This is a genomic window from Erwinia psychrophila (assembly GCF_039023475.1).
In the GTDB taxonomy this organism is placed as follows: domain Bacteria; phylum Pseudomonadota; class Gammaproteobacteria; order Enterobacterales; family Enterobacteriaceae; genus Erwinia.
Genome location: NZ_JBCHVB010000001.1, coordinates 1,266,662 through 1,289,245 on the forward strand (window position 1 = coordinate 1,266,662; position 22,584 = coordinate 1,289,245).

At 47.9% G+C, this 22,584-nt stretch carries 36 protein-coding genes and 2 pseudogenes; 9 read left to right on the forward strand and 29 right to left on the reverse strand.

Annotation, left to right across the window (positions count from 1 at the left end; genetic code table 11):
• Positions 1 to 351 precede the first annotated feature (351 nt).
• Entirely contained in the window at positions 352 to 846 is a 495-nt protein-coding gene (locus AAH446_RS05890; RefSeq protein ID WP_342905739.1) for a DUF1198 family protein, read from the reverse strand.
• A gap of 283 nt (positions 847 to 1,129) precedes the next feature.
• On the opposite strand from AAH446_RS05890, the gene AAH446_RS05895 reads away from it, so the two are divergent.
• Positions 1,130 to 1,516, forward strand: coding sequence for a DUF1090 domain-containing protein (locus AAH446_RS05895; RefSeq protein WP_342905740.1), 387 nt, complete (start codon positions 1,130 to 1,132; stop codon positions 1,514 to 1,516).
• A gap of 243 nt (positions 1,517 to 1,759) precedes the next feature.
• On the opposite strand, the gene AAH446_RS05900 is transcribed toward AAH446_RS05895, so the two are convergent.
• Positions 1,760 to 2,176: a DUF4186 domain-containing protein gene (locus AAH446_RS05900; protein WP_342905741.1), complete on the reverse strand. Its 417-nt coding sequence runs from the start codon at positions 2,174 to 2,176 to the stop codon at positions 1,760 to 1,762.
• A gap of 194 nt (positions 2,177 to 2,370) precedes the next feature.
• Here AAH446_RS05900 and AAH446_RS05905 point away from each other — a divergent pair, with 194 nt between their 5' ends.
• Positions 2,371 to 2,622: a hypothetical protein gene (locus AAH446_RS05905; protein ID WP_342905742.1), complete on the forward strand. Its 252-nt coding sequence runs from the start codon at positions 2,371 to 2,373 to the stop codon at positions 2,620 to 2,622.
• 41 nt (positions 2,623 to 2,663) lie between these two features.
• On the opposite strand, the gene AAH446_RS05910 is transcribed toward AAH446_RS05905, so the two are convergent.
• Positions 2,664 to 2,879: a hypothetical protein gene (locus AAH446_RS05910; protein ID WP_342905743.1), complete on the reverse strand. Its 216-nt coding sequence runs from the start codon at positions 2,877 to 2,879 to the stop codon at positions 2,664 to 2,666.
• 412 nt (positions 2,880 to 3,291) lie between these two features.
• Here AAH446_RS05910 and AAH446_RS05915 point away from each other — a divergent pair, with 412 nt between their 5' ends.
• Positions 3,292 to 3,486 carry a biofilm/acid-resistance regulator YmgB/AriR gene (locus tag AAH446_RS05915; RefSeq protein ID WP_342905744.1) on the forward strand — a complete coding sequence of 65 codons (195 nt, stop codon included), beginning with the start codon at positions 3,292 to 3,294 and terminating at the stop codon, positions 3,484 to 3,486.
• Between the two features lie 115 nt (positions 3,487 to 3,601).
• On the opposite strand, the gene AAH446_RS05920 is transcribed toward AAH446_RS05915, so the two are convergent.
• Both AAH446_RS05920 and AAH446_RS05925 read right to left on the reverse strand, forming a co-directional pair.
• Positions 3,602 to 4,135, reverse strand: a complete 534-nt coding sequence (locus AAH446_RS05920) for a hypothetical protein (protein ID WP_342905745.1) — start codon at positions 4,133 to 4,135, stop codon at positions 3,602 to 3,604.
• A 425-nt stretch (positions 4,136 to 4,560) separates the two neighbouring features.
• Entirely contained in the window at positions 4,561 to 4,830 is a 270-nt protein-coding gene (locus AAH446_RS05925) for a YrhK family protein (protein ID WP_342905746.1), read from the reverse strand.
• Between the two features lie 300 nt (positions 4,831 to 5,130).
• Here AAH446_RS05925 and AAH446_RS05930 point away from each other — a divergent pair, with 300 nt between their 5' ends.
• Positions 5,131 to 5,319 carry a hypothetical protein gene (locus AAH446_RS05930; protein WP_342905747.1) on the forward strand — a complete coding sequence of 63 codons (189 nt, stop codon included), beginning with the start codon at positions 5,131 to 5,133 and terminating at the stop codon, positions 5,317 to 5,319.
• Positions 5,320 to 5,850: 531 nt separating this feature from the next.
• The gene (locus tag AAH446_RS05935) at positions 5,851 to 6,009 is read left to right on the forward strand and encodes a hypothetical protein (protein WP_342905748.1); all 159 of its coding nucleotides are present in this window, start codon (positions 5,851 to 5,853) and stop codon (positions 6,007 to 6,009) included.
• A 258-nt stretch (positions 6,010 to 6,267) separates the two neighbouring features.
• On the opposite strand, the gene AAH446_RS05940 is transcribed toward AAH446_RS05935, so the two are convergent.
• The 3 genes and pseudogenes from AAH446_RS05940 to AAH446_RS05950 form a co-directional block, all read right to left on the reverse strand.
• A complete protein-coding gene (locus AAH446_RS05940) occupies positions 6,268 to 6,645 on the reverse strand; it encodes a hypothetical protein (protein WP_342905749.1) in 378 nt (125 codons plus the stop codon).
• Positions 6,646 to 7,054: 409 nt separating this feature from the next.
• A complete protein-coding gene (locus tag AAH446_RS05945; RefSeq protein WP_342905750.1) occupies positions 7,055 to 7,354 on the reverse strand; it encodes a type II toxin-antitoxin system RelE/ParE family toxin in 300 nt (99 codons plus the stop codon).
• A gap of 330 nt (positions 7,355 to 7,684) precedes the next feature.
• Positions 7,685 to 7,959 (reverse strand): annotated as a pseudogene (locus AAH446_RS05950) (site-specific tyrosine recombinase XerC); the annotation flags it as partial.
• Between the two features lie 478 nt (positions 7,960 to 8,437).
• Between AAH446_RS05950 and AAH446_RS05955 the strand changes: the two are divergent.
• Complete coding sequence (locus tag AAH446_RS05955; RefSeq protein ID WP_342905831.1) at positions 8,438 to 8,695, forward strand: SymE family type I addiction module toxin; 258 nt, start codon at positions 8,438 to 8,440, stop codon at positions 8,693 to 8,695.
• Between the two features lie 47 nt (positions 8,696 to 8,742).
• Here the strand turns inward: AAH446_RS05955 and AAH446_RS05960 are convergent, their stop codons facing one another.
• The 8 genes from AAH446_RS05960 to AAH446_RS05995 all read right to left on the reverse strand — a co-directional run bounded on the left by AAH446_RS05960 (position 8,743) and on the right by AAH446_RS05995 (position 12,978).
• Positions 8,743 to 9,162 carry an SMI1/KNR4 family protein gene (locus tag AAH446_RS05960; RefSeq protein WP_342905751.1) on the reverse strand — a complete coding sequence of 140 codons (420 nt, stop codon included), beginning with the start codon at positions 9,160 to 9,162 and terminating at the stop codon, positions 8,743 to 8,745.
• A 2-nt stretch (positions 9,163 to 9,164) separates the two neighbouring features.
• On the reverse strand, positions 9,165 to 9,767 hold the full coding sequence (locus AAH446_RS05965) for an HNH/ENDO VII family nuclease (RefSeq protein ID WP_342905752.1): 603 nt from the start codon (positions 9,765 to 9,767) through the stop codon (positions 9,165 to 9,167).
• A 172-nt stretch (positions 9,768 to 9,939) separates the two neighbouring features.
• Positions 9,940 to 10,341: a DUF6911 family protein gene (locus tag AAH446_RS05970; RefSeq protein ID WP_342905753.1), complete on the reverse strand. Its 402-nt coding sequence runs from the start codon at positions 10,339 to 10,341 to the stop codon at positions 9,940 to 9,942.
• Between the two features lie 4 nt (positions 10,342 to 10,345).
• Positions 10,346 to 10,615 (reverse strand): cytidine deaminase-like fold-containing protein, encoded by a 270-nt coding sequence (locus AAH446_RS05975; protein WP_342905754.1) that lies wholly within the window; start codon positions 10,613 to 10,615, stop codon positions 10,346 to 10,348.
• Between the two features lie 9 nt (positions 10,616 to 10,624).
• Positions 10,625 to 11,389, reverse strand: coding sequence for a hypothetical protein (locus AAH446_RS05980; protein WP_342905755.1), 765 nt, complete (start codon positions 11,387 to 11,389; stop codon positions 10,625 to 10,627).
• 70 nt (positions 11,390 to 11,459) lie between these two features.
• Complete coding sequence (locus tag AAH446_RS05985; RefSeq protein WP_342905756.1) at positions 11,460 to 11,711, reverse strand: hypothetical protein; 252 nt, start codon at positions 11,709 to 11,711, stop codon at positions 11,460 to 11,462.
• Positions 11,708 to 12,778: a VENN motif pre-toxin domain-containing protein gene (locus tag AAH446_RS05990; protein ID WP_342905757.1), complete on the reverse strand. Its 1,071-nt coding sequence runs from the start codon at positions 12,776 to 12,778 to the stop codon at positions 11,708 to 11,710. The genes AAH446_RS05985 and AAH446_RS05990 overlap by 4 nt, the downstream gene beginning before the upstream one ends.
• The gene (locus tag AAH446_RS05995) at positions 12,736 to 12,978 is read right to left on the reverse strand and encodes a hypothetical protein (RefSeq protein WP_342905758.1); all 243 of its coding nucleotides are present in this window, start codon (positions 12,976 to 12,978) and stop codon (positions 12,736 to 12,738) included. Before AAH446_RS05995 ends, AAH446_RS05990 begins: the two co-directional genes overlap by 43 nt.
• A 55-nt stretch (positions 12,979 to 13,033) precedes the next feature.
• On the opposite strand from AAH446_RS05995, the gene AAH446_RS06000 reads away from it, so the two are divergent.
• On the forward strand, positions 13,034 to 13,318 hold the full coding sequence (locus AAH446_RS06000; protein ID WP_342905759.1) for a SymE family type I addiction module toxin: 285 nt from the start codon (positions 13,034 to 13,036) through the stop codon (positions 13,316 to 13,318).
• Positions 13,319 to 13,370: 52 nt separating this feature from the next.
• Here AAH446_RS06000 and AAH446_RS06005 read toward each other — a convergent pair whose 3' ends face one another.
• From AAH446_RS06005 to AAH446_RS06020, 4 genes and pseudogenes are all read right to left on the reverse strand, one after another.
• On the reverse strand, positions 13,371 to 13,880 hold the full coding sequence (locus AAH446_RS06005) for a DUF2247 family protein (protein WP_342905760.1): 510 nt from the start codon (positions 13,878 to 13,880) through the stop codon (positions 13,371 to 13,373).
• A pseudogene (locus AAH446_RS19740) lies at positions 13,855 to 14,757 on the reverse strand (VENN motif pre-toxin domain-containing protein); the annotation flags it as partial. The gene AAH446_RS06005 and the pseudogene AAH446_RS19740, both read right to left, overlap by 26 nt.
• Before the next feature lie 87 nt (positions 14,758 to 14,844).
• Positions 14,845 to 15,447, reverse strand: a complete 603-nt coding sequence (locus AAH446_RS06015) for a hypothetical protein (RefSeq protein WP_342905761.1) — start codon at positions 15,445 to 15,447, stop codon at positions 14,845 to 14,847.
• Complete coding sequence (locus AAH446_RS06020; protein WP_342905762.1) at positions 15,431 to 16,657, reverse strand: VENN motif pre-toxin domain-containing protein; 1,227 nt, start codon at positions 16,655 to 16,657, stop codon at positions 15,431 to 15,433. The genes AAH446_RS06015 and AAH446_RS06020 overlap by 17 nt, the downstream gene beginning before the upstream one ends.
• Before the next feature lie 54 nt (positions 16,658 to 16,711).
• On the opposite strand from AAH446_RS06020, the gene AAH446_RS06025 reads away from it, so the two are divergent.
• Positions 16,712 to 16,987, forward strand: coding sequence for a hypothetical protein (locus AAH446_RS06025; protein ID WP_342905763.1), 276 nt, complete (start codon positions 16,712 to 16,714; stop codon positions 16,985 to 16,987).
• A 95-nt stretch (positions 16,988 to 17,082) separates the two neighbouring features.
• On the opposite strand, the gene AAH446_RS06030 is transcribed toward AAH446_RS06025, so the two are convergent.
• Both AAH446_RS06030 and AAH446_RS06035 read right to left on the reverse strand, forming a co-directional pair.
• Positions 17,083 to 17,436 carry an immunity 8 family protein gene (locus AAH446_RS06030; RefSeq protein ID WP_342905764.1) on the reverse strand — a complete coding sequence of 118 codons (354 nt, stop codon included), beginning with the start codon at positions 17,434 to 17,436 and terminating at the stop codon, positions 17,083 to 17,085.
• Positions 17,437 to 17,468: 32 nt separating this feature from the next.
• On the reverse strand, positions 17,469 to 18,134 hold the full coding sequence (locus AAH446_RS06035) for a hypothetical protein (protein ID WP_342905765.1): 666 nt from the start codon (positions 18,132 to 18,134) through the stop codon (positions 17,469 to 17,471).
• Between the two features lie 63 nt (positions 18,135 to 18,197).
• Here AAH446_RS06035 and AAH446_RS06040 point away from each other — a divergent pair, with 63 nt between their 5' ends.
• Positions 18,198 to 18,524 (forward strand): SymE family type I addiction module toxin, encoded by a 327-nt coding sequence (locus AAH446_RS06040; RefSeq protein WP_342905766.1) that lies wholly within the window; start codon positions 18,198 to 18,200, stop codon positions 18,522 to 18,524.
• A 51-nt stretch (positions 18,525 to 18,575) separates the two neighbouring features.
• Here the strand turns inward: AAH446_RS06040 and AAH446_RS06045 are convergent, their stop codons facing one another.
• The 7 genes from AAH446_RS06045 to AAH446_RS06075 all read right to left on the reverse strand — a co-directional run.
• Positions 18,576 to 19,007 carry a hypothetical protein gene (locus AAH446_RS06045; protein ID WP_342905767.1) on the reverse strand — a complete coding sequence of 144 codons (432 nt, stop codon included), beginning with the start codon at positions 19,005 to 19,007 and terminating at the stop codon, positions 18,576 to 18,578.
• The gene (locus AAH446_RS06050; protein WP_342905768.1) at positions 19,007 to 19,342 is read right to left on the reverse strand and encodes a hypothetical protein; all 336 of its coding nucleotides are present in this window, start codon (positions 19,340 to 19,342) and stop codon (positions 19,007 to 19,009) included. The genes AAH446_RS06045 and AAH446_RS06050 overlap by 1 nt, the downstream gene beginning before the upstream one ends.
• 26 nt (positions 19,343 to 19,368) lie before the next feature.
• The gene (locus tag AAH446_RS06055; protein ID WP_342905769.1) at positions 19,369 to 19,638 is read right to left on the reverse strand and encodes a hypothetical protein; all 270 of its coding nucleotides are present in this window, start codon (positions 19,636 to 19,638) and stop codon (positions 19,369 to 19,371) included.
• Positions 19,639 to 19,819: 181 nt separating this feature from the next.
• Complete coding sequence (locus tag AAH446_RS06060) at positions 19,820 to 20,086, reverse strand: hypothetical protein (protein ID WP_342905770.1); 267 nt, start codon at positions 20,084 to 20,086, stop codon at positions 19,820 to 19,822.
• A 74-nt stretch (positions 20,087 to 20,160) separates the two neighbouring features.
• Positions 20,161 to 21,126: a hypothetical protein gene (locus AAH446_RS19745; RefSeq protein WP_463322770.1), complete on the reverse strand. Its 966-nt coding sequence runs from the start codon at positions 21,124 to 21,126 to the stop codon at positions 20,161 to 20,163.
• 331 nt (positions 21,127 to 21,457) lie between these two features.
• Positions 21,458 to 21,763: a hypothetical protein gene (locus AAH446_RS06070; protein WP_342905771.1), complete on the reverse strand. Its 306-nt coding sequence runs from the start codon at positions 21,761 to 21,763 to the stop codon at positions 21,458 to 21,460.
• A gap of 7 nt (positions 21,764 to 21,770) precedes the next feature.
• Positions 21,771 to 22,584: CdiA C-terminal domain-containing protein (locus AAH446_RS06075; protein WP_463322771.1), on the reverse strand; the 814-nt coding region annotated here is incomplete at its 5' end.

Consider the following 22,584-nt stretch of genomic DNA (forward strand, 5'->3'; position numbering starts at 1 on the left):
TATTGTGCTTCTTAAATCTTCATTTCCTTTGTAATCAACGAGAAATAGTTAATGGGAGTGACCATACCGCCGGTGAACAGATGGAAATAATTCATCTGGTCATCCGCCCTTAATTTAACTTAAATAAAACATTTAAGCTTCAAATATTAAACATCACCTCCCAGGCTGGCCGGTTTAATGTGCTAATGATAAGCGCCGAAACAGGTTAAAAAGTGACTCTGTACAGGTAAAAGGCAGGCGGGAAGATCTTAAGGGAAAACGGCGCTTCATCTGTACAGGCAGGCGGGAAAAAATGACGGAGGTAAATAAAAGACCAGCAGTATTATGAATGGAGTGGCGCTTAAATAATGTTCACTGGCGGCCTGAGCGGGAATGAATAGAATAAACATTGTCCGCTGCGCCGGTCGGCGAATTGTCCGGAGAGGCGAAACGCGCATTATAACGCAGGCGGAATTCGTGCATTTCCTGGGCATCAGGTTCCATTTCCTTCAGGAAACTCAGCGCCAGCCTGACATGCTCGCTGCTCAGCTCCAGCGGCAAATAGGCCTTGCGCAGAACGCCACGCCAGAACGCAATACTTTCATCCGATTCATCCAGCATAAATACCTGGTAGATAAACAGGACGCTGGCCGCGTTCGCCAGGTGCGCTTCATTTTCCCTGGCGATATAGTCGACAAACGCTTCCCCGGGCTCTTTTCCCATCTGGCTTATCAGTGACTCAACATAAACAGGATCGAGATTCAGCCGCTTTGTTAATGCCCGTGTGGCGCGGCGGGTACGTGAGTTGAGCACCCGAAAGCCAATGATAAATACCACAATCAGGGTCACGAGCATCAGCCAGATCATTCAGGTTCCTGTTAAAAAAAGTACCGTTGCAGCGGGAAAACAGAGAAGGCCGACAGAGTAGCAGTACGCTACGGGGCAAAGCAACCGGAAGTAAAGCGGCTCAGGGCAGAGCTGCCTTACCCGCTTTGCGAACGGCACAGCGAATAAAATCCGCTATGCTTCCGCTTTCCCGATCCCGTCGTCAGCAGGTGAAGCGGTAGCGCCCTTTTTTGTTTTAACTCAAATCACAATTCATAAATAAAGGTTATAATTCCGCACTTAAATCACCTGTCAGTGAGGACACATGAAACAATCGCTAGTGAAAGCAAGCCTGTGCCTTTTTGCACTTTCATTTTTTTCCCTCCAGGCCAGCGCCGCGGCAAGCGGCTGTGCCGGAAAAAAACAGGAAATTGAGCAGCAGATAAAATACGCACAGCAACATGGCAACACCCATCGTATTGCCGGTCTGGAAAAAGCCCTGAGCGAAATTGACGAAAACTGTACAGAGAGCGGTCTGCTCAGAGAGCGTCAGGATAAGGTGGCTGAGAAAAAACAGAAGGTCATGGAGCGCGAACAGGAATTGAAGGAGGCCAGGGCCGACGGCAGAGAGGAGAAAATCGAGAAAAAAATGGAAAAGCTGGATGAGGCGCGCGACGAGCTGAAAGAAGCCGAAGCCGATCTTTCCCGATAAGTTCCCTGCCCTGTTACCACGCCGGAGCCCTTCCGGCGTTTTTATTACCCCCCTGATATCGTCTTAGCCAACCCGTAGCCGGATAATGCCGCTGCCTCCTGGCGGATGATTTCCACCAGCGAAAGTAATATCCATACAGGGCGCTCTTTGGTAAAGAGGCGCATTCAGCAGACATCCGCATCGCTATTCGGTCCCGAAAACAGGATGGCAAAAAGGAGGTTATATCTCCCTTTTCTCCTGACGTTACAGCAAATTAAGCTGTTCTGGCGCAGCGGTATTTTTCCGTACTTTTTTCTCCGGGGCCGGTTTTTCCATCTCCAGTCGAAGCCAGCAGGTTATCACCTCAACAACCCAGGACTGCTGTGCCGGGGTCATCTCCTGATGCCGGGGAATGCCATGCCATTGACTCAGGCAGCCCCGACAACATGTCGCGGTGGCATGCTGGGCAATAAAAACAGGATGGCCGCGCATGGGCGTCTGTTTGCCATCGTTTACCGGCGCCGCGGGAGAAAGCCTTTGCCTGATAAAGTCAGCCGCATGGACGCTTATCGTCTCCCCACCCTTTTTCAGAAAGTAATCGTACTCCGCCCGGGTCAGGTGAAAACGCTGACGGAAAGGGGAAGCGGAAAGCCGCTGAAAAAGCGCTTCTGGTGAAGGCATGATTTTTCCGGATTGAGGCAACATAGCGCTTATTTTAGCATCTGCACATATTTCCGGTAAGCCTGCGGCGCTTTCAGTATGCAGGATTAACGCTGCCTGAAACCAGGTTAAGCTATTCATTGCATTGCGCTTTAAGTTAGGCGATGCTGTTTTCGCATCCGTTTTGACTGTTCAAGATGACTGAGGAAGAAACCATGTCGGAAGAAGCAAGAATCAAAAAACTCGAAGAGATTGTGCAACGGCTCAGCACCGAAACGCGGGCGCTTAAAGAGATCCTTGGCCAGCAGATTGCGTTAAATAACATCACCTATAAGGGAAAGTTTGACGACGTGCTGGAAAAGCTGGCGAAGGAATTTGCCGACAAAGGGCTTGATGAAGCTGAGAACCGGGATGTCCATGATGCTATTCGCGAATATATAAAATACCAGCCACCTTCTGTTCCCTGAACGACATAACAAAGGCCCGGCACCGGCGGGCCTTCACAGGTTTATCCCTGCTTATACGGATCGACCTTATCATCCTGGCTGTCATCACGGGTTCGCGGGACCTCACCGTGTTCATCCGGGTTTTCTTTTGCCGGATGCTCTTTTACCGACATTTCATCTTCTTCATAAGCATTGCCCGCCTCAGGTGCCGCTTCCGGTAATCCTTTGCTGACATCGCCTTCTTTATTGCGTTTGCTGTTTGTATTTTGATCTTTCATCAATTTTCTCCTCTTACTCTACGTTTCTTAAGCTTAGTCGAAAGTGATTAAAGCGATGCGGTGAAACGGACTTATCCTGGGGGAATAAAAGTGCATCAGAAATACACCTACGACCGCACTTTTTGCACAAGGATTGATTGTACAAGTTTAGCATCTTCGTATAACTTTACTCGCCGTGGATATCCATCCACAGTAACGAATGATGCTTTGCATCGCCTCTGAAGGTGCCAGTGGATTTCCACTTTCAGAGGCCATTTTTTTGTACAACTTTTAAGAAATCTCTACAATGCTGTTTGCCAGTCCTGCATCTGGCTTCGCCGCAAAGAAAAAAAATTCCGGAGGCTACAACATGCAGCAACATGATTCTATTGAGTCTCAAATCAATACTTATTTTCAAAATTCTGGTGAGCTAATGTCTGGCGAGTCTGATGTTCTTGATGAAATTACCGCCGAATTAACGGCAACGCAGGGCTCCGTGACCAATAAGGCCATTATTCTCAAATTGCTGGCAAAGATGGAAACGGAAACGGATGTGGTTCAGCTTGATATTTACCGGGGCGCGCTGGAAGAGATCGTTCATCGTACGCCGGACGATCTGATCGCCTGACCGGGCCACTGAAAGGGCTGAGGCGGGATTATGACTCCCCTGCTTCAGCCTTTTTCGTGCATTAAAGCAGGGTCGGGGAAGCCGCTATGCTGAATTTATCACTTCCCTTCAGGCATTAAGCGTGCAAATCCAGATGCTGATGAAAGGCGCGACGGTAGGGCGTATCTAACTGTGCCGGCACCTGACGGATGTAGTCAAACGCATGCGCCCGCTTTTCCCCTTCCAGCGAGCGAAGATACTCCAGTGCATCTTCAGATGAAGGGATCAGCCCTTCCACGCCGGCAAAGCGCGGCGGTAATGCCGTCCATATCAAAGCATCAATTTCACGCTCAGAAGCCCATTCAGCCAGCTTGCTGTGCGATCTCCTTTGCGCCATCAGCATACCGACACCATCTTCGCGTTTTGCCGGAATGCCTTCTCGCTCACGTAAGGCTGCAACAGCCAGCTCAATGCTCTCCGTAGCCAGTATTGCCCAGCAAGCCTGCACCAGCGGTGCGCCCATGCAGATAGCGGTAGCAAGCTCACCGCCATCTCCTATCCGTGAAAACTCAACCGGCATCATGGGGCCATCCGGATGCCATTCACTTTCCAGCGGCAGCGCTTCCGGTTTCCAAATCAGAGAGCCCCAGCCGAGACAGGCGATTTTCATTACTGACTCCTTTATTATTACCGGACATCTTATGCTGACCTGACGGCGTGAGAGCCACTTCCCAGGCATTCTTTACTCTGTTGCCATCACCAGCGCCCTGGATTGGCCCCATGCTCTTTCAGGGGCTTATCAACCCGGCCCACCTATTCGTCAGTTATTTTACGCTTCCCAGGCCATGTACACTGACTGGCCGCTTGTACAAGTTATCAGGTGAACAACGGGCGGGAAAGAGGGATTGTGAGTTGTTCGCTGTCGTGTGGCTGGTTCTTCAAAGCGAAGGGAGTTCAGACGCTGTCTCCGGATACGGGCAGGCTTACCCTGGAGAGGGTTCGCCCTTACGGAACACCCATGACCTGACGCTTCTGGAGAGGATGCTTTTAGCCAGCAGGCTTGCCGGGCGCATTACGCGCGGGAACAACGCGGCCTCAGGCTGCGTCAGAGGCGTCCCGCGAGGAGAAGCGTTTAACGTGGATCAGCTCAGTCAGTTTAATCACCGGACGAAATATCAGCTCAACGCTCCCCGCGACGAAAAACCATGTGCCGACGGTCATCAGTGAGTCATAAAAGAAAAAAATACTGCCTGCCAGGAACCAGATCCCAATCAGCAAATCGTTAAGCGCGCTCAGCGCCCGGTAGCGTCTTCTGATAATAATACGGTCTGATCCAACATCTATTTTAGCTTTCTTCGGACACATCACGGTTTCCTGTACCAGTTTTCACTTTCTCACTAAGCGTAGCAGCCATAACAATGGGTAAGGCTGACAGCGTGACCGGAGAGCGTTACGGTATGTTACGCTCGCAGCAAGTCCCTGTTTGTACGTAAGTCCCTCAAGTTAAAAGCATCAGTCCCGTAACAACCCTGCTGAGCGCTTTTCATGCCATGACGTGCCAGGCCCTTTATATAAGGAAATTCCGAAAATTGGTTAAAGTTTTACCGCTTCCTGTCGATGACTCATTCATGTGAGTGGGATTAATTGAACAACCGGGGCGTAAATATGAACAATCAACTTAAGAGCTGGTCAGTGCAGTATGTGGTTAAGAAAAGCGGACAGGCTACAGAAAGCACCCTTATGATTCAGGGCGAAAATGCCGTCCGTGCGCTGAATGATTTTTTTGAAGATCAATCCAAAAAGCTTGGCATTTTCCGTTCGGATATTGCCGTAACGGCCCTGAAAACGGCCTGAAATACCTTGACTACCCATCAGGTCGCTCCGGCGGCCTTTTTTATTGCCTGAATTCAGGCCTTCATGGCATGCCGGCATCAACGATCCGTTCACGGCAGAGCCGGATGAATAAAAAGCGTCTGGTATAAAAACAGAGGGAATGTATTATTCAGGAGGCGAGATGATGTGGTAAGAATCAGCCCTGACTTAACGCCAGAGAACAGACGTCAACCACAGGGCCGCTGATGTCCGTAAAACGAAGCCACGCGCGAAATCATTAATGATATGGCCCGTCCTGTATGCCCTGTCAGCCACGGCGCAGCACAACGGGCACTGCAATCCCCTGACGCAACTATCGGGACACCCTTGCGACCGCTTCAGGTTCAGTAAACCAGGTGCCGAAGGACTTAAAAATTGAACTGGATATGTAACCACAAGCTGGGCATTCTGCTGACGCTGGTTATCGTGCTTGAGCTGGTTATGTTCGCTCTGACGCATCACTGGATGCCCTGGAACTGGGCGTAGCGACCCCCATCTGCATAAGAAACCGGCATGGCTACACATTTGATCATCGCAGTGCCGATGATAACGGCTGGAATAGTTCTGTTTGCCCTGTATTACAGGAAGATAAACAAAAATTTTCTGGTGCCCGGCTTCGTGTTGCTGGCGGCTGACTTTGTGAATATGTTGCCGGACATGAGCCTGGGATAAAGCAGAGAGCCTCTTTTTTGATAAGAACGCCTTCCCCCGCTGCTTTTCCCTCTGAGAGCGTCATCATTATGCCAGCGTTCTGTTTCCGGTCAGGAAAAGGTTTGGAGTCCGGACGTTAAACCGCCAGGATTCCCCGGAAGGGATTTAATACTGGCCGCATCAAATAGCCAGGTACGAAAAAAGAAAAGGCCAGCCCGGTGGCTGACCTCTTTAATTCTTTGGCGTAATAAGAATGCGCTTATACGCTGTTTGCATCGATCAGGCTGCATGGCCTCCAGCCGTTCCGACCTCAAGAAAGCGGCCCAGACCTTTATGAGCACTATCTATAGCAAACTGATTTCTGGCTTCGAGGTAGAAATTACCATAAATGGCATAGGGTGCATTCTCAGGCGGTAATACAGAATATGTCGCCACGTTTGCCCCATGGTTATAGCTGCAATTCATGACCCAACCTCCATCTACTTCTTGATTTGAAAGGCATTTACCCGGGCCGTATGTGGCCTGAAGTATATTATTTGCGCCCTTTTCAGCCAATCCTACATATTCAGGACGGCTTCCACCGATTGAATAGCTCGTATAAGCAGCCAACGCAGCTAAGGTAATAGCTGCCCCGAGAATAAAGGATGATTTTCTCATTGAATACAATCCATTGTTTTGATTGGAAAGGCAATGATATAAGAAACCTCTCAAACGATCACCTAATATCACAATAAATGTTTAAGTATATTTCTAATGTAAGTACTAACTTACATGCGTCGGGTTTTGCACCCGCTGCCGGACGCGCGGGCGCAGGATATAGCGCAGATTGTAGGTATATGAACGTATCGGGATGCTTCTGGGATTTTCCGATGACTGGCGCGGGAGTACGTATAATATCCTGCGTAATGTTAAACGGGCGTACGGCCAGGTGCAGACCGCCAGAGAGCGCCGCAGCTCAACGCGGGCCGGGCGGCCATTTGCCCCATGCACTCGGGACGTGAAGAAGGCAGACGCGCCATAAATGGCGCGCTCTGCCGTTCCCCAGACAACCTTTCTCACAGAGGACTTACTGGCTTTCCGGCGATACCGGCGGCCAGCACCGGGCTGTATGGATCAGCGTCACTATCCAGACGATACCGGCTTCTTCATCCGTCTCGTACACAAGCCGGTAATGCTCATGTGGTATCAACTCCCGGGTGCCGGCTATTTTTCCCGGTACGCCCATCAGCGGATGCTCTGCCAGCCTGGCTGCTGTCTCGTTGAACCGTTCATCCAGTTCTGCCGCAGCCAGCGGGTTTCGTTCTGCCAGGGATTCCCATATTGCTGTACGGTTGTTGAGCGCTTCCTGCGCCCAGAGTACTTTCACGTTCTCCCGCCAGTTTCGCACGACGCGCGGCGAACTGCGCTTCAACTTCGTCGTTACTCACAACATTACCTGCCCGTATATCCTGGCATCCCTGCTCCACTTTCTGCGCAAGGTAAATATCATAAGCCCGGCTCTCGTTCTGACGCCTGATATAGTCCCGCATCAGCTCGCGTACCACCTGCGAGGCCGGTCTGTCGCTGGCTTTCGCTGCGGCAATAAATTCTTCCCTGAGGGCGCTTTCCAGCTTCATTGTGAATACCGCTTCTTTAGGAATAATTCTTTCTCCCAATCAGCTTAAGTACTGGCTGAGTATATATTTTATCATCACCTTCATTCCATATTGTCTGGCTTCTCGTTGTCCCGCCTCGTCGCCGGATGCGTTGAACCATACATATCGCCTGAAATGCTTTTATGCTCACATCTCCGTGCCTTCCACGCTGCGGTGGCCCAGCATCGCCTGTATCCTGCGCAGGAGGTCCGCGCCGTTCTCCAGCATCTGCGTCGTCATCGTGGGGGGAACAGGTGGCAGCTCCCTTTTTCGATACCTGCCGCTCTCAGACAGGGCACAACGCGTTAGTAATGCAGTTTGCCGTCAGGCCCGCCATACATTGCCGGACACAGTGCCTGCCGTCATCATCAAGTCGGCGGGCTGGCAGCGAAGAAGGTGCAGGAGAGCGTACGTGAAGTGCTGAAAAAGCTGATTATCAACTATTATTCCCGCGGCTGGGACTCTGGGATAATTCTATGAAGTCTGCTGGCAGCATAGCGGATAATAATTAATGAATCTCTGGAGATGCTTTGCATTTTATTGAGGCTGTTACAAAGAGTTTGCAAAGCGAGAAGTGTATATTTGCACAGGCCACACGCGGTAATAAAGAGCGATATGGCGTATTGATAGCGCGGCAGTATTGGGTTGCAGCCCTTTACCGCCGCTGACCACAACCAACTAGTAAGGAGTTGATCATGGCTGAGACACATCATAAGCCAGAGACAGGCACACACACAACCCGTTGTTATACCGTGGGTTATGCCAGCGACGCGAAGTATCAGCCGCTGCCGTCCATTACCCTGAAGGGGCACTAGCTGGAAGAGGCAGGATTTGGGACGGGGACGCCGGTTGACGTGCGGGTGATACAGGACTGCCTGATTATTACCAAAAAGGAACCGCAGCCGGAACTGCCCGCAGAGCCGGAGGTGGTGACCACGCTGAAGCGGGCCTGCAAGAAGCTGTCGGGCCGCAAGCAGCAGCAGATCGCCGAGTTTATCCGGGTGATCGCCACGCCGCAAAAGCGACCACGCAAGATCCCGGGCGGCGTGATTGAGTGGCGCAGCCTGGGTTAACTAACTGGTTATAAAGTAAAACTCTCGGTCACGGCCGGGATTTTTTGTTAATTACCTGCTATCCATACTTCATTTATCCAGTTGGCTAAATTAGGCCATTGATCATTACTGTAACCATCTGTTGTCCAGTACCTGATTGTTCCTTCAGGAGTAATACAGTAATAGCTACCATTATCTTCACAGATAGGTAACCAGTCATGTGGTAACCCCTGCTGTCGTGCATCAGCTAAAGCCGAGGCCAATTCGCTATAATATGTATTATCTTTTGTTAAAGATAAAAGCTCTATAGTTCCATAAAATATATTACCGGCTCTCTTAAGCGATTCTTTGTAATCCACTGGAAAAGTAAACCCAGTATTTTTTTCATACTCAGATATCAGATAATCATCTGGCAAAGGTAAATTGTTTCTTTCATCGCCAGATAACGTTATTAAATTATTGATAGCATCATCTAAATCATCTTTCATAATTAATCCTGTTTAAAGTCATTAGCTCTCTGTCTCCAGTAGTCAGAACGCCACTTATTGAACTCTGCGCGATTAATTCCTGAAGGTATACTGTTATCATTAATATGTATAACCCTATGATTATCCTTATTAAAACTCTTAGTCACTTCTGCTATAGGGCCATCCTGCTTTTGTAGCATGTGATGCAAGTTAACAAGTTTTCCATCGGTATCAACTGGAGCGCGACCAATTTGCATCAACTCTAAGTTTGTCTTTCCTGACTTAGGATCGACATATTTAGGATCAAACAGATCATTCCTCTGATAAACTTTGCTCCCATTGATATTAACCGGATCAGCACTCCAGTACTTACGTTCCTGGCCAAAATAGTTAACCGAGCTGACTTCATTACTGGCTTTATTGATCAGCTTCGAAGCTTCAGCAACATCCCCTTTATTCAGCGCCGCTCTTGCTGCCCTGAATATCTTACCAGCAATCCGTTCACCCGGAATGACTGAATCAACAGCTTCAAGATATCCAAGCGCACTTTCTGCTTCCGCCACGCTTTTCAACGTACCCACTACCGGCACAAAATCCAGGCCGAGAGACACTGCCCCTGCAACCATTTCCTGCCGGTAAGCTTCCAGCCTGACAGCACATGCTTCCGCACCCAGCCCCGCACACTGCTCTTTTTTAATCTCTTCGAGCGTTTCTTCAGTGCGTACTCTGGCAACCTGTTACGGTGTTTTATTTGCCGCTAATGCATCTGTTAAATCACTCAGCGCATTATTCTCAACATTAATTCAGAAGATCCACTGAAACATTACCGGTATCGAAAAACTCTTTGAATGTCCTAACGACAAGATCGAAATCATTCGTTAGTTGGTGTTCAGGCCAGTAATCCCCATAAATCTGTATTTTTTTATCGTTATCAGATTTTGATTTATCCCAATAGGTACGGACCGTTAAATCACATTCCGAAGATTCTAGTAACGTCAAGAGATAGAAACCATCATCTGTAGAAACATCTAAATTCATTGGGCCAATATCAGGTTCAGGTATGATACGGAGCCTTAGACCACCTGAGCCCCCTTTCAATTTTATAAGAAATTCTTCTACATCACCCCACCTGGGACCACGAACTCGTTTAAAAGAGTCTTTAGCGTGGAGATAAAAATCGACTTCGAACTCATTTTTCATAAGTTTATTTCCTGGTAAATTTTTTCATTCCTTTTTCCCAATACAAAGTGTCGCCACTTTTCTCTTCAAAAATCGTAAGAGATTTCAAACCAGATTTTTCAGCCATGCTTTTTATATCGCTGAGACAGTAACCGCAAACCGGCTTACCAGATACACTCATTTCCATGCTACGACCCGCAGTCATACCTTGCTCATAGGCTTGTTGGTTAGTACCGACCTCAGCATGAGCTGTAGCCATATTTCCATTTGGTAAATTTTTATCCGGTTGATTCATTACTTTTGCCTATACCACATCATTTATAAGCGTTGGCTTGCTGGCATCCCCCAAGAAGAAATCAGGTCTGTTACCCTGATTGGTATCCGTAAAGACTTTTCCAGTCTGAGGGTCTGTCAATTCAGCCGTAACTTTCGGGATAGAAGAATGTGCATTTTTATCAATAGACTGAGAATTCTCTGTCCACTCAGCACCTTTAGTTGGAGAAATAATACCTGCTTCAGTTTTCGTGATAACACTATTTCCAGCCACACCACCAAAGATAGCCGATGTACCCAAGCCTATATTAAGTGCACCTTCTCCATAGTTACCATCAGTAATCTGACCTATTCCTGTACCGGTTTGATATCCCCCTCCTGCTGCTAATGCTGAACGAGCGATGATACCCGGTGCACCCGGTAAAGCGAGTAAAGCATCCGTTCCTAATGCAGCCTGGCCAGACTGCACGCTGTATCCTTTCAGGTAACTGAGTGCTTCATTGTAAGCCTGTGTATCCCCTGTGGATGCAACAAATGCTTTGCCAGTAAGAAGTCCTTGTATAGCCTCCTCAGCCTTCTGCGGGGTATATCCATACATTGTCTGTAATTCGTACCCATATTGATTGAGTAAACCTGCCAGCTCCTGTTTCTGATCATCACTGAGAGGCTGGCCTTGCTGGTATTTTTCCAGCAAAAGGTTACTGGTACGATCTTCATTCGTCAGTCTTAGGATAGTCTGCGAGGCTTCCACCAGGTTCTTACCGGCTTTCTGGTCTTCGATCGCTTTATTCAGCATTTCAGCTTTGTGTGGGCTAAGGAAATTATTCTCAACAACAGTCCCGGCTCTGGCGGCCGGGACTTATGACTTACTCGGGATCGGATGGCGGTTTTCTACGTTCGTTAAATTTATCAATCAGATTAAAGACAATTGCGGCTAATGTGATCGCTGCTCCTGCAATAATGCTTTTGAAAAAATTCCTCATAACTTCTTGATAAGGTAAATAGAACTCACCTATATGAACAAAACCAAAAACAACTTTTATGATTAAACCTAATAAGAATAAACCAGCAGTAAAATAAGCAAAAAGAGCTATGTATTTAAGAGTGCCTTTCATCATTTCCCACTCTCCTGCTTTTTGATAATACTTTTGCCTGCATCAGTGGAAGCTTCGGAAGCAAAAGCGCCTCCAATATCGTAGATGAATCCAGGCAGCTCCTTTCCTGTTACCGAATTAACGATTCCCGGTGCATACTCCCCGAACATCCCGCCAGCCCAAGCACCAGCTGCCGAAGCCCCAATCGCTCCCGCATTCGGCCCGTCCGTAAACACCGCACCCCCTGCCGCTATGCCCACGTTCTGCCAGACTCCACGGCCCGGAGCCAAGCCACCCATAATCGCTGCCGAGCCGGTGCCCAGGTAATCGTATGATTTACCCTCATTCCCCGGCTGACTCATATCAAACCACTGATAAGAACCATTGGTGACAGCACCTATCACGCTACCGCCAATCACTTTACTCACAGATGCCGCAGGCCCTAAATAACCTGCACCGGCAATCAGCACGCCATCCTTATAACCTTCAACGATAACTTTAGTGATATTGGCACCTTCCGGCATATCCCCTTTCGCCAGCTTATCAAGCCCCGCCTGTTTCTGCTCTGGCGTCAGACCGTTTGCTTCCGCATACTGGTTCCACGAAGCCGCTGCCTGACCATAACTCATCAGGCCACCCGGCAGGCTCAGCGCATTATTCTCAACCGCATTCTTCCCGGCCTGCGCACCGGTAGTGATGGCCGCCGTACTGTTACCCGCAAGCCCCCCCGCAAGACCTGCCGCCAGCGTACTCATCAGGCTCAGCTCATGGCGCTCCTCCTCGCTCAGTCCAGCAACTTTCTCCGCCGAATCAGCGCCGTAAAGATGCTCTGCAATAAACCGCCCTGCCAGCTCGCCACTGAAAGCTCCCGCCGCACCCGCTCCGGCATTCCCGCCCGACATCTGTGCCGCCACCGCGCCCCAGACCGCATGCGTCATCAGGTTAGCTTCTTTATTAGACGTGTTATCCGGGTTGGTCGTGTACGCCTTAATCGTCTGTGCCATCAGCGGGTTAACGCCGCCCGCCACCGCCTGCGATATACTACCGTTCACCAGGCCCTGCAGCACGCCACCGATGGCCTGAACCACCATCTGGTTTTACTGCCGGTGCCATACTCACCTATGACGTCCTGATAATATTGGCTGCTGCGCCGCTTTTTGACTTCTTCAGCACGGTCTTCCTCACTGAGGCCTTCAGGTACCGGACCCAGTGCTGCATTGGCTTTTTTCATCGCCTCGATATCGCCCCAGGTATTCACCATGGTTGCCATCTGTCCGGCGATGTCGCCCACCAGTTACGACGCCTGCAGCCGCTTCTGGTTTTTATCCTTATCGAAAACTGGGCTGATGCTGACGTCCATTACGCTGAAAGGCCACTGGCTGGAAGAGGCGGGATTCACGACAGGGACGCCGGTTAACGTGCGGGTGATGCAGGACTGCCTGATTATTACCCGACAGGAGCCGCAGCCGGAACCGCCCGCAGAGCCGGAGGTGGTGACCACGCTGAAGCGGGCTTGCAAGAAGCTGTCGGCCCGCAAGCAGCATATCGCCGAGTTTATCCGGGTGATTGCCACGCCGCAGAAGCGACCACGCAGGGTTCCTGATGGGGTGATTGAGTGGCGGCCTCTTTAGGATAATTTGCTGGTTGTAACGTAAAAACCCCGGCTCGGTGGCCGGAGTTTATCTAACTTTTAAATATAGTAGATCTTTTTTCTAAATAATTTTTCCACTTGTTCATTAAATGATTAATATTTTCCATCTGAGAGTGTTTTGATGGATCATATCCATCAGAAGGAGGCATATATTTAATAAAACCTTCTATTTCAGATGGATAATCAAAATCCGCATAAATCATTTCGACTTCAGCTAATGGGTCTTCAAAACTATTACGATTATTCCAGAGCCAGTACAGAACAATAAACAGCCACTTTCTTTTGGTGATCAGATCATCTTCCGGATCAAGTTCCGAACATAGATCCTTCAAAAAATGGGCCACATGATTTACTTCGCCAGGTATAATGAATGATAATTCAAGCTCAGAGTTAGTATAATTTCCTGCTAATACATTTTTTTCTGCTTTCTTTATTAGCACGTCTGAGGTAATGAGGTTATTTTCATAACCCCACTTCACATCACACCATGAAAGATGAGAGTTTTTATCAATAAAATCAAAAGGTATTGGATATAAATTCATGTCTTTTTACCTTCGGTGGTCGTTGGTTAGGAGTGCCGGTAATGCTGCCACCTTCAATAAACCTTTGGTGTGTTACGTTTCCTTTATTATCATAGATATATTCATATATACCTTTCTTATCATTAAAGGAGCCTTCAGCTTGAAGTGATTTTTTTATACCATCACCGCCTTTGATAGTGAATACTTTTCCATCCATCAATTGTTCACGGTTCAGATAACTTGCACCTCTATGAGTAGGATCTGGTTTTAACCCACGGCCAATTCGGTCTGCTTTCAGAATTTTATTAACAACCGAAGATTTTAATACTGTTTCCACCATACCAGTGGTTTCCGCGACAACTTTCTCCGTCAGTACCGCGCCACCTTTAGCAACACCTGCACCACCAGCCAGCAGTCCGGCAATATCCGTTACCAGCTTACCGCCTTCAACACCTGCATTAAACGACCCGCTGGCTCCGGCTTTCTGGTACTCCGCTTCCATATGATCAATACGGTCAATATAGGACTGCTTCACCGCATCCGAGACGTTACCTAACACATCGTCGCTGTTAAACAGTGCTTTCAGTGCTTCGTATGTTTCCACCGGACTACTGGCCGTTTTCACAATGCCGTCAACCGTGTCATACAGCCCTGCCGGAACCCCAGCCACCATCCCCGCCGCAAAACTGCCATCCTGCCCGAGGTCGATAGCCGTCCATTTAGCTTGTGCACCTGCTCTACAAGCCACAGTCTGACAGTCAGCGATTTCCTTATCTTTCTGAGCCTTCTGGGCGGTGCTCAGATAGTTATTCTCAACCGCATTCTTCCCGGCCTGCGCACTTGTCACAGTAGCAGCCATACTGTCACCAATCGACCCGCCCGCGGCGCCGGCTGCCAGATCTTTGGCCCGATCCTGGTTTTGCTGGACGCTCAGTGCATTATTCTCAACAGTAAAATCCCGCCACTGAGGGCGGGATTTCGCCATTTACATCTGTAATTTCCAAAAATTCATGCCATTAATAAGCCAATATTGCTCTTTGTCTGGTACTAACAAGCCAAAATCACTATTTGCTTGAGCGTTCCAATCAGAAGGTACAGACGCTTCGTGACTTCTATCCCAATCAGTATGACGATATATTTTTTTGTCAAAATTAATGTAAAATTTAGGTAGCCGCATTCTCCAGCTATCCCACTCAACTGATACAGAGTCTGTTAATGTAGATAAAAATCGCTCAACATAATCATAAAAACTGACAAGCTGCCCGTCATCTCTACCCAATGTGAAGAATGATGTCATCCAGTCAACTGTATAAACAGCAACATCATTTCGAGTTATGTAATCTTTAAAGCTATCCTTAGATAATACAGTAATTCCATTTCTGAATGAGCTTACTGCCTCGTCATACAGAGACTCTTTCATCCATCCTTTAGCTATATACGCTTTATATTCCGGCCTAACGTCGATGCAGTAATTATCCTTATTATCAACAAGATAATAATGAATACCATCCACAACAAAGATAGCTATATCTTTATCGCCATTAAAAATGGCATCGAGTAAATTCTGATAATCATTTGTTAAATTCATTCAGAAATTCCTCTTTTGTTAATACGCGAGCTTTTGATGAGTTTTGCTCTATCAGCCTATCCCACATCTTAAGTAGTTCAAGATAAACACTAGGTTGACCTTTTGTAGGATCGACAATCTTAGGAGCATACGGATCTTTTGGCACCCCAGGAATTGGCCTTTGAGGTACTGCTGCATCCATTATCTGTTTATGGAGAGCCGCATCGACTTCAAATACTACTACACTACCATCCTGTCTTCTATTAGTCAGGTAATAAGCGGCATGATTTGGTCCATTAGTGCTAACACACAATTGCCCACTACAACCTGAGTTAATAGTTACACTGCCGTCAGAGTTTACATTAATTCTGTTCTGACTTGTTTGTGTACCATTTCCTCCACCTTCAACCCGAAAATAAGTTTCAGATGAGTTTGGTACATTTTCTATAGGTTTTGCCGTCGAGCTTGCAGGTTTCGCCCCCGGAGCTACATCCTTCCCGAACTGCTTTACCAGTGCTCCAGATGCCACTACTGTACTCACACCACCCGCGATATACATCGAACCAACATAGGCTCCTGCTCTCGCCTTGGCCTCATCCTCCGTGTACCCAAACGACATAAACGCATGCGTATACCTTTCCAGAATATTGAACACTTCCTTCGCATTCGGATCTGTAGAGTTCAGCAAGTTTATTATCTGCTGATAACCCGCCTGAGCCTCTTTCGGATTCTGGTAAGTTTGGTTGAAGTAGGTGTCTTGCGCGGCCTTCGCTTTCTCTCTTTCTGCCTGACAGTCAGCACCTGTGCCACTACAGGCCACGTAAACAGTCATATCGCTTTCCAGATCCTTACGATTTAACCTCTCCTTATCTTTCTGCTCCTCTGGCGTCAGGTTCTGTTTGTTGTTGAGATATGTCTGGCGGCTCTTCTCCGTGCTACTCAAATAGTTATTCTCAACCGCATTCTTCCCGGCCTGCGCACCTGTCACCGTAGCAGCCATGCTGTCACCCATCAACCCGCCCGCGGCGCCGGCTGCCAGGGTGCTCAGCAGGCTGATTTCCTGATGGTCGCTTTCCGGCAGACGACTGATTTCGTCAGTTGTCCTGGCGCTGTAGTAGTTTTCGGTTATGTAGCGCGCCGCCAGCTCGGCACTGAAGGCCCCCGCAGCGCCTGCTCCGGCATTTCCGCCCGACATCTGTGCCGCCACTGCGCCCCAGACCGCATGCGCCATCAGGTTAGCTTCGGTATTGACCTTACCGCTTGCGTCCGTAGTCAGGTTGTGGATTTGCTCCGCCAGATACGGACTTGCCGCGTCGCTTATCGCCTGATCGATATTGCCGCCCGCAAGCCCCTGCACCGCCGCCGTGGCCGCCTGAAATCCCTGCTACAGCGCGCTGCCCGTGCCGAATGGTGCCATCACCGTGTTGTATGCCTGCTTCGCTATCTCATCGGCGCCCGGATTCAGCTTATCTTTACCCGTCTGCCCGCCATGCGTCCTGGCGATATCTGCCGCCTGGCTGCCGATTTCTTCTATCAGCTGTGCCTGCTGCTGGCGACATAGGCTGGTTATCGTGGCCGTTGAACGCGGGCAACTGACGATCCGGCCTGCCGAGTGACAGGTAAAAAGATCCCGGCTCGGTGGCCGGGATCGTTATTTCATGGCTGGTAGTCTTCATACTCCCAGGCAAAGACGCGGGAGAGTTTTTGCGCGATCTCCATCCAGTCATTGCCTTGGCACTGGTCGATATAATCCGTGATGGTCTTTTTGATCTCATTCAGATCGTATTTACGTACCAGCAACGTGTGGCGCATCAGTTCCGGTAGCCAGTGGTGTTTACAGAGCCATTCAGGGGTGCAGATGAATAACTGATAATCGTGCCCCCCCTCTTGATCTTCAGGACCAATACACAAGTTGACCCATAGTCCAAAACAATCGTCTTCTTCAGGTTGGTATGTTTCAGGGCTAAAATCTGCTGAGTTGACCCCTACGTTTTTAAGTATTCCTTTCACTGAGTAACCCCCATGTGACCATTACTAACTCTTTAGCCATCTTTCAGCATTTCAAAGTTAGCCTGTACTCCAGTTGGATTCAGGTCTTGCGGTGTATTTGGTTTGGAAGCTGGGAAACGATACACTCTTGTACCATCAGCACTAACCCAGCCTTTACCATCAGTTAGCAATCTGGCACCATCACCAACCCATATTTTACCTAACTGATTTGCTTCCGCCGCTGTTCCCGTTCCCACAGAAAAATTAGGATTTGTCGTTCCACTTCCTTTAACTACCGCACCCAGCCTCGGATCCTGCTTCGCAATATTGTTCAGGTTCTGCTGGGCCAGATCATCTTTCAGCTTTGGATAAAGCGCAATATTTTCCGCACCGCTGGATGGTTTACTGCTGACAACACTTTCTACAGACTCTTTACTGACTTTACTTCCTGTCTGCTTCTCAACCTCCATCAGCGCCTTCAGCTCTGACAGTTCTTTGGCCGACATCTTGCTGACCGTCGCTACCGTCAGGCCTGCCGGTAGCGCATCCCCGGCGGCCATTTCTGCCACCCAGATGCTGACTTCATTAATACACAATACCGAATTCGCGCCGCATCCGCTGAATGCAGCCTGTACTGCTGCAATCAGTTCCGGTGTTACAACTGCAACTGCACCACCTGTGGCACCGGCCCCCAGAGCGACGGCTATCGCTTTATTCACCGCCTCGCCGCGCTGACAGCTGGCTGAAGAAGGAGCGTCCGCACAGGACAGCATGTCTTTGCCGTGTTCCTGCACGAACTTCGTCTGGCCGTCTTCCGTACCACCCATCAGATTATTCTCAACCGCATTTTTCCTGGCCTGCGCACCGGTAGTGGTGGCCGCCGTACTGTTAACGTGCGGGTGATGCAGGACTGCCTGATTATTACCCGCCAGGAGCCGCAGCCGGAACCGCCCGCAGAGCCGGAGGTGGTGACCACGCTGCGTAAGGTCTGCAAGAAGCTGTCGGCCCGCAAGCAGCGGGAGATTGCGGCATATATTGAGCTGGTTGCCAAGCCGCAGAAGCGGCCACGCAGGATCCAGGAAGGGATGATAGAGTGGCGGTCGTTTTGAGGTAAGTGCTTGGTTGAAAAGAAAAATCCCAGCCGGTTGCTGGGATTCGTATTATTTAATAATTGTAACTCTGCATAATTTATTATTACGAGAAAATTGTAGATGTAATGCATAGCTCCTTTTCTCATATTTTACCCAGCGATTAGTATAACCAAGGGGCATATCTATTTTCCAGCCACCGGATGTCGAAGGACAACCCAATATTTTAGTGATTTCAGACTCTGATCCATCAACTGGTATAGGCAACTCCCCTTCATATACGTTAAAACCCTCACCTGGTTGTATATACAGTGAAATTTGCTCTACCACTTCATTTTCCAGTAAAAATAAAACGCCTGATTTTAAAAAAGAATAATAGTTTCGATCACCTAACATGCCATCATCAAGACTGGGCAACTCATTAAAATAACTGGAGAGGTTTATAAATTTCTCATCATGTTTTGAGCAACCTAACATTTCGATAAAGTCATTCCATATCAGCATTATTTCGTCACTCCTATTTCCCGGTTTCTTTCCATGATCTGTTTTATTGCATCATCAACCAAAACCGGATCATAACCACGTTCTATCATGTTTTTTCTTAAAGATTCTGTGTCTCGGCATTCTGCACCACAAAGGTTCATTGCATCTTGTTTTACCTGAGAAGATGTATTTTTGCCACCATAAGTAGGGCCAGCTTTATGAACATCTTTAGGTACTTCAACAGCAGTAGCATTCTGATATAAAGTTTTTTCTTCTGTTGGAGTCAACTTTCTACCTAGCTCATTTTCTTTTGCCTGACGAATGGCGGCAAATAATGTAATATGATCATGCTCCAATCCATCACCAACGACTTCACGCGCCTTCAGTTCTTTATATGAACCAACATCAAGCGCCTTGACTTGACTTTAATTTCATCGCTGGCTTTATTGATCAGCTTCGACGCTTCAGCAACATCCCCTTTATTCAGCGCCGCTCTTGCTGCCCTGAATATCTTGCCAGCAATCCGTTCACCCGGAATGACTGAAGCAACAGCTTCAAGATATCCAAGCGCACTTTCTGCTTCCGCAACGCTTTTCAACGTACCCACTACCGGCACAAAATCCAGGCCGAAAGACACTGCCCCTGCAACCATTTCCTGCCGGTAAGCTTCCAGCCTGACAGCACATGCTTCCGCACCCAGCCCCGCACACTGCTCTTTTTTAATCTCTTCGAGCGTTTCTTCAGTGCGTACTCTGGCAACCTGTTGCGGTGTTTTACCTGCGGCCAGAGCATCGGTGAGGTCGGACAGCGAGTTATTCTCAACAAAAAAAACGTTAATTATACAATTTCTTCAAAGCAACCTTATAACCTATAGCAACAACCTCTGAGTCATTTTCATCAAATCTACCTAAGAGGAAAAAAATAACCCCATCGTTATGTAATATATTCTCAATCCATTTTGTTAATCGCCCAACCGAAGGAGCATCTGCATCACTCAAGTTTGGTGATAAGTTAGAAAAAAACAACTTTTCTTGAGAATTTATTAATTTCTGAATCTCACAACATAGAGAGTTAGCAACACAACAAATTCCTGCTAACATTAGCCCATTACTTCCCTTATCAATAAAGGATTTTTTATCCTGGAAATTATTTACCTTTATCCCTGAGCTTCCTATTAATCCCCATGTTTTTTATAATTAACTATTGCGTTATTAGGCTGCTCTGGTACTAACTGTACCATCACATGGATAAAATCATCATCAGTTACAACGGTATATATATCTTTCAACAGCCGTTCACCAAATTCTCTTCGGGAACAATTAGGTAGCTCCCAACTTACAGCTGAAATTCCATTTATTTCAGGAATCAAATCACTAAAATCACAAATATCATTTTTGATGCTTATACTTTCTGCATATCGCCTGACATAATTAATAATCATAGTGGTTACCTTTTTCATCATTAAAATGTGGCCCCCTATTTTGACTTGAGTCATCTGTAAAGAAATGACCACCGGCATCATCACGAATATATACTTTCTGGGTTCCACCGCCTGGTTTTGGTACATCAAACTCATATATATATATCCCGGTTGAGGGTTTTTTCTCCTATCAACATTTGGGTATACTTTACTCGGGCTTTGACTTACAGGAATACCCGATTGTCTTTTAGCTTCGTTGAAGGCTCCAGCCCTTGCGGAGCCCTCAGGAGACAAGTTTGCAGGTTTATCCAAATAAGCCAAATCATCCTTACCTGGCCCATCTGGTCTCGGCGTTACTGTAGTATTCCCATCAGCATCCGCTATACCACCAGTATTTCCGGTATTTGTTGCCCCCTGCCGATCTGACTGATCCGGCGTTGTAAGCGTAGTTCCCTTGTTTTGATCCTGAACCGGATTAACTAGTTTCCCACCTGTCAGATCTCTGTCCGGTTGTGGGAAGATAATGATCAGACCCTTCTGATCCTGACCTACCATGTAATCGTAAGCTTTCCGCTGCTCGAGCGTCAGTTTCTCAATCAGGTCAGCCTTACCTGTCATGGCAACGTTAAATACATATTCCTGTTCTGAAACAGAGAGATTATCCAGAACGGTTTTAGTCGTGCTAATACCAAGCAATGCGCCAAGACCTTTCTCTACCATCGCATTCCGGCATGCAGCAACTTTGGTACAGCCCTGAGCAGCCAGTTCCCTGCCCGTACTACAAGACTTAGTGAGTTATTCTCAACAACAACTCGCTCGAACACGATTGTTGAGCCGGAGTCAGTTTTTCCTGTGCTTTCCGCCAGTTACAGCCGCTTTTTCCTGCTGCGTTTACGGCGTGGAAACTTCGCTCCGACGCACCTTTTTCAATCCCGTTACGCCATTTTCATACGCTTTTAAAGAGCAGAATCAGTCCCCCTGCCACACTGTGTATGAAGCACTTGGAACTTAGAAATAGTAATCGCTTCAGGTTGGCTGGATAGCACCATGCTCAGATTAGATCTTCACCATTTAGCAATACAATGACATTGTCTGAACCCAACTCTTTTCTGATCATGTCAGCCATTTCATCCGTTGATATTTCGAGAAATTTATTATTTACCGATATATAACAATAAGATATCGGATCCAATCCAAACTCATTAGATACCTCTTTTTGGGCTGGATGTGGTATACCAGCAGTAGACAGATAGTAGTGAGCGGGAAAGACATCCGGATATCGCTTCGCAAACTCGTTCAACTTACGCTGTAACTCTGCAAAAGGAAGCTTAGTAAAACATGTTAATCCTATAGACATACCACCCTCACTTCACCCTTATAGCATTACCGGCTTTATCAACAACGATTACTTTATCAAGCCCCATTATTGGCCACTTAGTTAACTGCTTTTGGAGTTCTGGGACGCTAACGTTAGTGTCAGACATATTGATCACAACATTAGATGTCTGGCCTTTATCTATCTTAGATTTAACTTCGCTGTAAATATTCCTCACGCTGTTAGATTTAGGAGCATAGTTATCAAAGATCTCGCCATTAATTCGATAATCTGGATTTTTATTTCCTGCTACTGAAGGATTTTGCTCCACATGAAAACCTGAGTGTGAGAGGGTTTGAGCACTTTCATTTTCACGATTAAGAGAACGAATATTCTCCTTTGTCATCTTCGGATCTACAGGGGTTGGTCGGCCAGTTAATGTTCCATCAGACTTTACAATATTGTTACCAATGGTACTGTTTTGCCAGAAGCGTGTATCTCCCTGAGAGATAATACCTCCGCCAGGTTTAGAAACGGCTCCTTGCCCAGCCACACTACCGAATATAGCAGCCGTCCCAAGGCCAATATTCAGAATGCCATCTCCATAATTGCCATCAGCAATTTGACCTACCCCTGTACCTGTTTGGTATGCACCTCCCGCTGCAACCGTTCCACACACCAGAGCGCCGGGAACTCCAGGAAGTACCATCAAGGCATCTGTACCCACAGCGGCTTGACCCGACTGAACACCATACATCTTCAGATAGCTCAACGCTTTGTTATACGCTTTAGCATCCGCAGCAGTTGCTACAAACGCCTTACCTGCCACCGTGGTGCCTTCGGCATGCCCACTGCCGCCCAGC

What these genes read in the sequence shown, in the direction of transcription:
- AAH446_RS19745 (WP_463322770.1), bottom strand. Translation starts at nt 21,126, where the DNA reads ATGGTAGAGAAAGGTCTTGGCGCATTGCTTGGTATTAGCACGACTAAA.
- AAH446_RS05980 (WP_342905755.1), bottom strand. Translation starts at nt 11,389, where the DNA reads ATGCTGAATAAAGCGATCGAAGACCAGAAAGCCGGTAAGAACCTGGTG.
- AAH446_RS05920 (WP_342905745.1), bottom strand. Translation starts at nt 4,135, where the DNA reads ATGAAAATCGCCTGTCTCGGCTGGGGCTCTCTGATTTGGAAACCGGAA.
- AAH446_RS06060 (WP_342905770.1), bottom strand. Translation starts at nt 20,086, where the DNA reads ATGTTAGCAGGAATTTGTTGTGTTGCTAACTCTCTATGTTGTGAGATT.
- AAH446_RS05895 (WP_342905740.1), top strand. Translation starts at nt 1,130, where the DNA reads ATGAAACAATCGCTAGTGAAAGCAAGCCTGTGCCTTTTTGCACTTTCA.
- AAH446_RS05910 (WP_342905743.1), bottom strand. Translation starts at nt 2,879, where the DNA reads ATGAAAGATCAAAATACAAACAGCAAACGCAATAAAGAAGGCGATGTC.
- AAH446_RS05905 (WP_342905742.1), top strand. Translation starts at nt 2,371, where the DNA reads ATGTCGGAAGAAGCAAGAATCAAAAAACTCGAAGAGATTGTGCAACGG.
- AAH446_RS06015 (WP_342905761.1), bottom strand. Translation starts at nt 15,447, where the DNA reads ATGAATTTAACAAATGATTATCAGAATTTACTCGATGCCATTTTTAAT.
- AAH446_RS06005 (WP_342905760.1), bottom strand. Translation starts at nt 13,880, where the DNA reads ATGAATTTATATCCAATACCTTTTGATTTTATTGATAAAAACTCTCAT.
- AAH446_RS05965 (WP_342905752.1), bottom strand. Translation starts at nt 9,767, where the DNA reads ATGGTTGCAGGGGCAGTGTCTCTCGGCCTGGATTTTGTGCCGGTAGTG.
- AAH446_RS05960 (WP_342905751.1), bottom strand. Translation starts at nt 9,162, where the DNA reads ATGAAAGATGATTTAGATGATGCTATCAATAATTTAATAACGTTATCT.
- AAH446_RS05900 (WP_342905741.1), bottom strand. Translation starts at nt 2,176, where the DNA reads ATGCCTTCACCAGAAGCGCTTTTTCAGCGGCTTTCCGCTTCCCCTTTC.
- AAH446_RS05890 (WP_342905739.1), bottom strand. Translation starts at nt 846, where the DNA reads ATGATCTGGCTGATGCTCGTGACCCTGATTGTGGTATTTATCATTGGC.
- AAH446_RS05985 (WP_342905756.1), bottom strand. Translation starts at nt 11,711, where the DNA reads ATGATGAAAGGCACTCTTAAATACATAGCTCTTTTTGCTTATTTTACT.
- AAH446_RS05930 (WP_342905747.1), top strand. Translation starts at nt 5,131, where the DNA reads ATGAACAATCAACTTAAGAGCTGGTCAGTGCAGTATGTGGTTAAGAAA.
- AAH446_RS05940 (WP_342905749.1), bottom strand. Translation starts at nt 6,645, where the DNA reads ATGAGAAAATCATCCTTTATTCTCGGGGCAGCTATTACCTTAGCTGCG.
- AAH446_RS05990 (WP_342905757.1), bottom strand. Translation starts at nt 12,778, where the DNA reads ATGGTGGTTCAGGCCATCGGTGGCGTGCTGCAGGGCCTGGTGAACGGT.
- AAH446_RS05970 (WP_342905753.1), bottom strand. Translation starts at nt 10,341, where the DNA reads ATGAAAAATGAGTTCGAAGTCGATTTTTATCTCCACGCTAAAGACTCT.
- AAH446_RS06000 (WP_342905759.1), top strand. Translation starts at nt 13,034, where the DNA reads ATGCTGACGTCCATTACGCTGAAAGGCCACTGGCTGGAAGAGGCGGGA.
- AAH446_RS06020 (WP_342905762.1), bottom strand. Translation starts at nt 16,657, where the DNA reads ATGGCGCATGCGGTCTGGGGCGCAGTGGCGGCACAGATGTCGGGCGGA.
- AAH446_RS06055 (WP_342905769.1), bottom strand. Translation starts at nt 19,638, where the DNA reads ATGGTTGCAGGGGCAGTGTCTTTCGGCCTGGATTTTGTGCCGGTAGTG.
- AAH446_RS06070 (WP_342905771.1), bottom strand. Translation starts at nt 21,763, where the DNA reads ATGTCTATAGGATTAACATGTTTTACTAAGCTTCCTTTTGCAGAGTTA.
- AAH446_RS05935 (WP_342905748.1), top strand. Translation starts at nt 5,851, where the DNA reads ATGGCTACACATTTGATCATCGCAGTGCCGATGATAACGGCTGGAATA.
- AAH446_RS05925 (WP_342905746.1), bottom strand. Translation starts at nt 4,830, where the DNA reads ATGTGTCCGAAGAAAGCTAAAATAGATGTTGGATCAGACCGTATTATT.
- AAH446_RS05915 (WP_342905744.1), top strand. Translation starts at nt 3,292, where the DNA reads ATGTCTGGCGAGTCTGATGTTCTTGATGAAATTACCGCCGAATTAACG.
- AAH446_RS06045 (WP_342905767.1), bottom strand. Translation starts at nt 19,007, where the DNA reads ATGCTGATATGGAATGACTTTATCGAAATGTTAGGTTGCTCAAAACAT.
- AAH446_RS05975 (WP_342905754.1), bottom strand. Translation starts at nt 10,615, where the DNA reads ATGAATCAACCGGATAAAAATTTACCAAATGGAAATATGGCTACAGCT.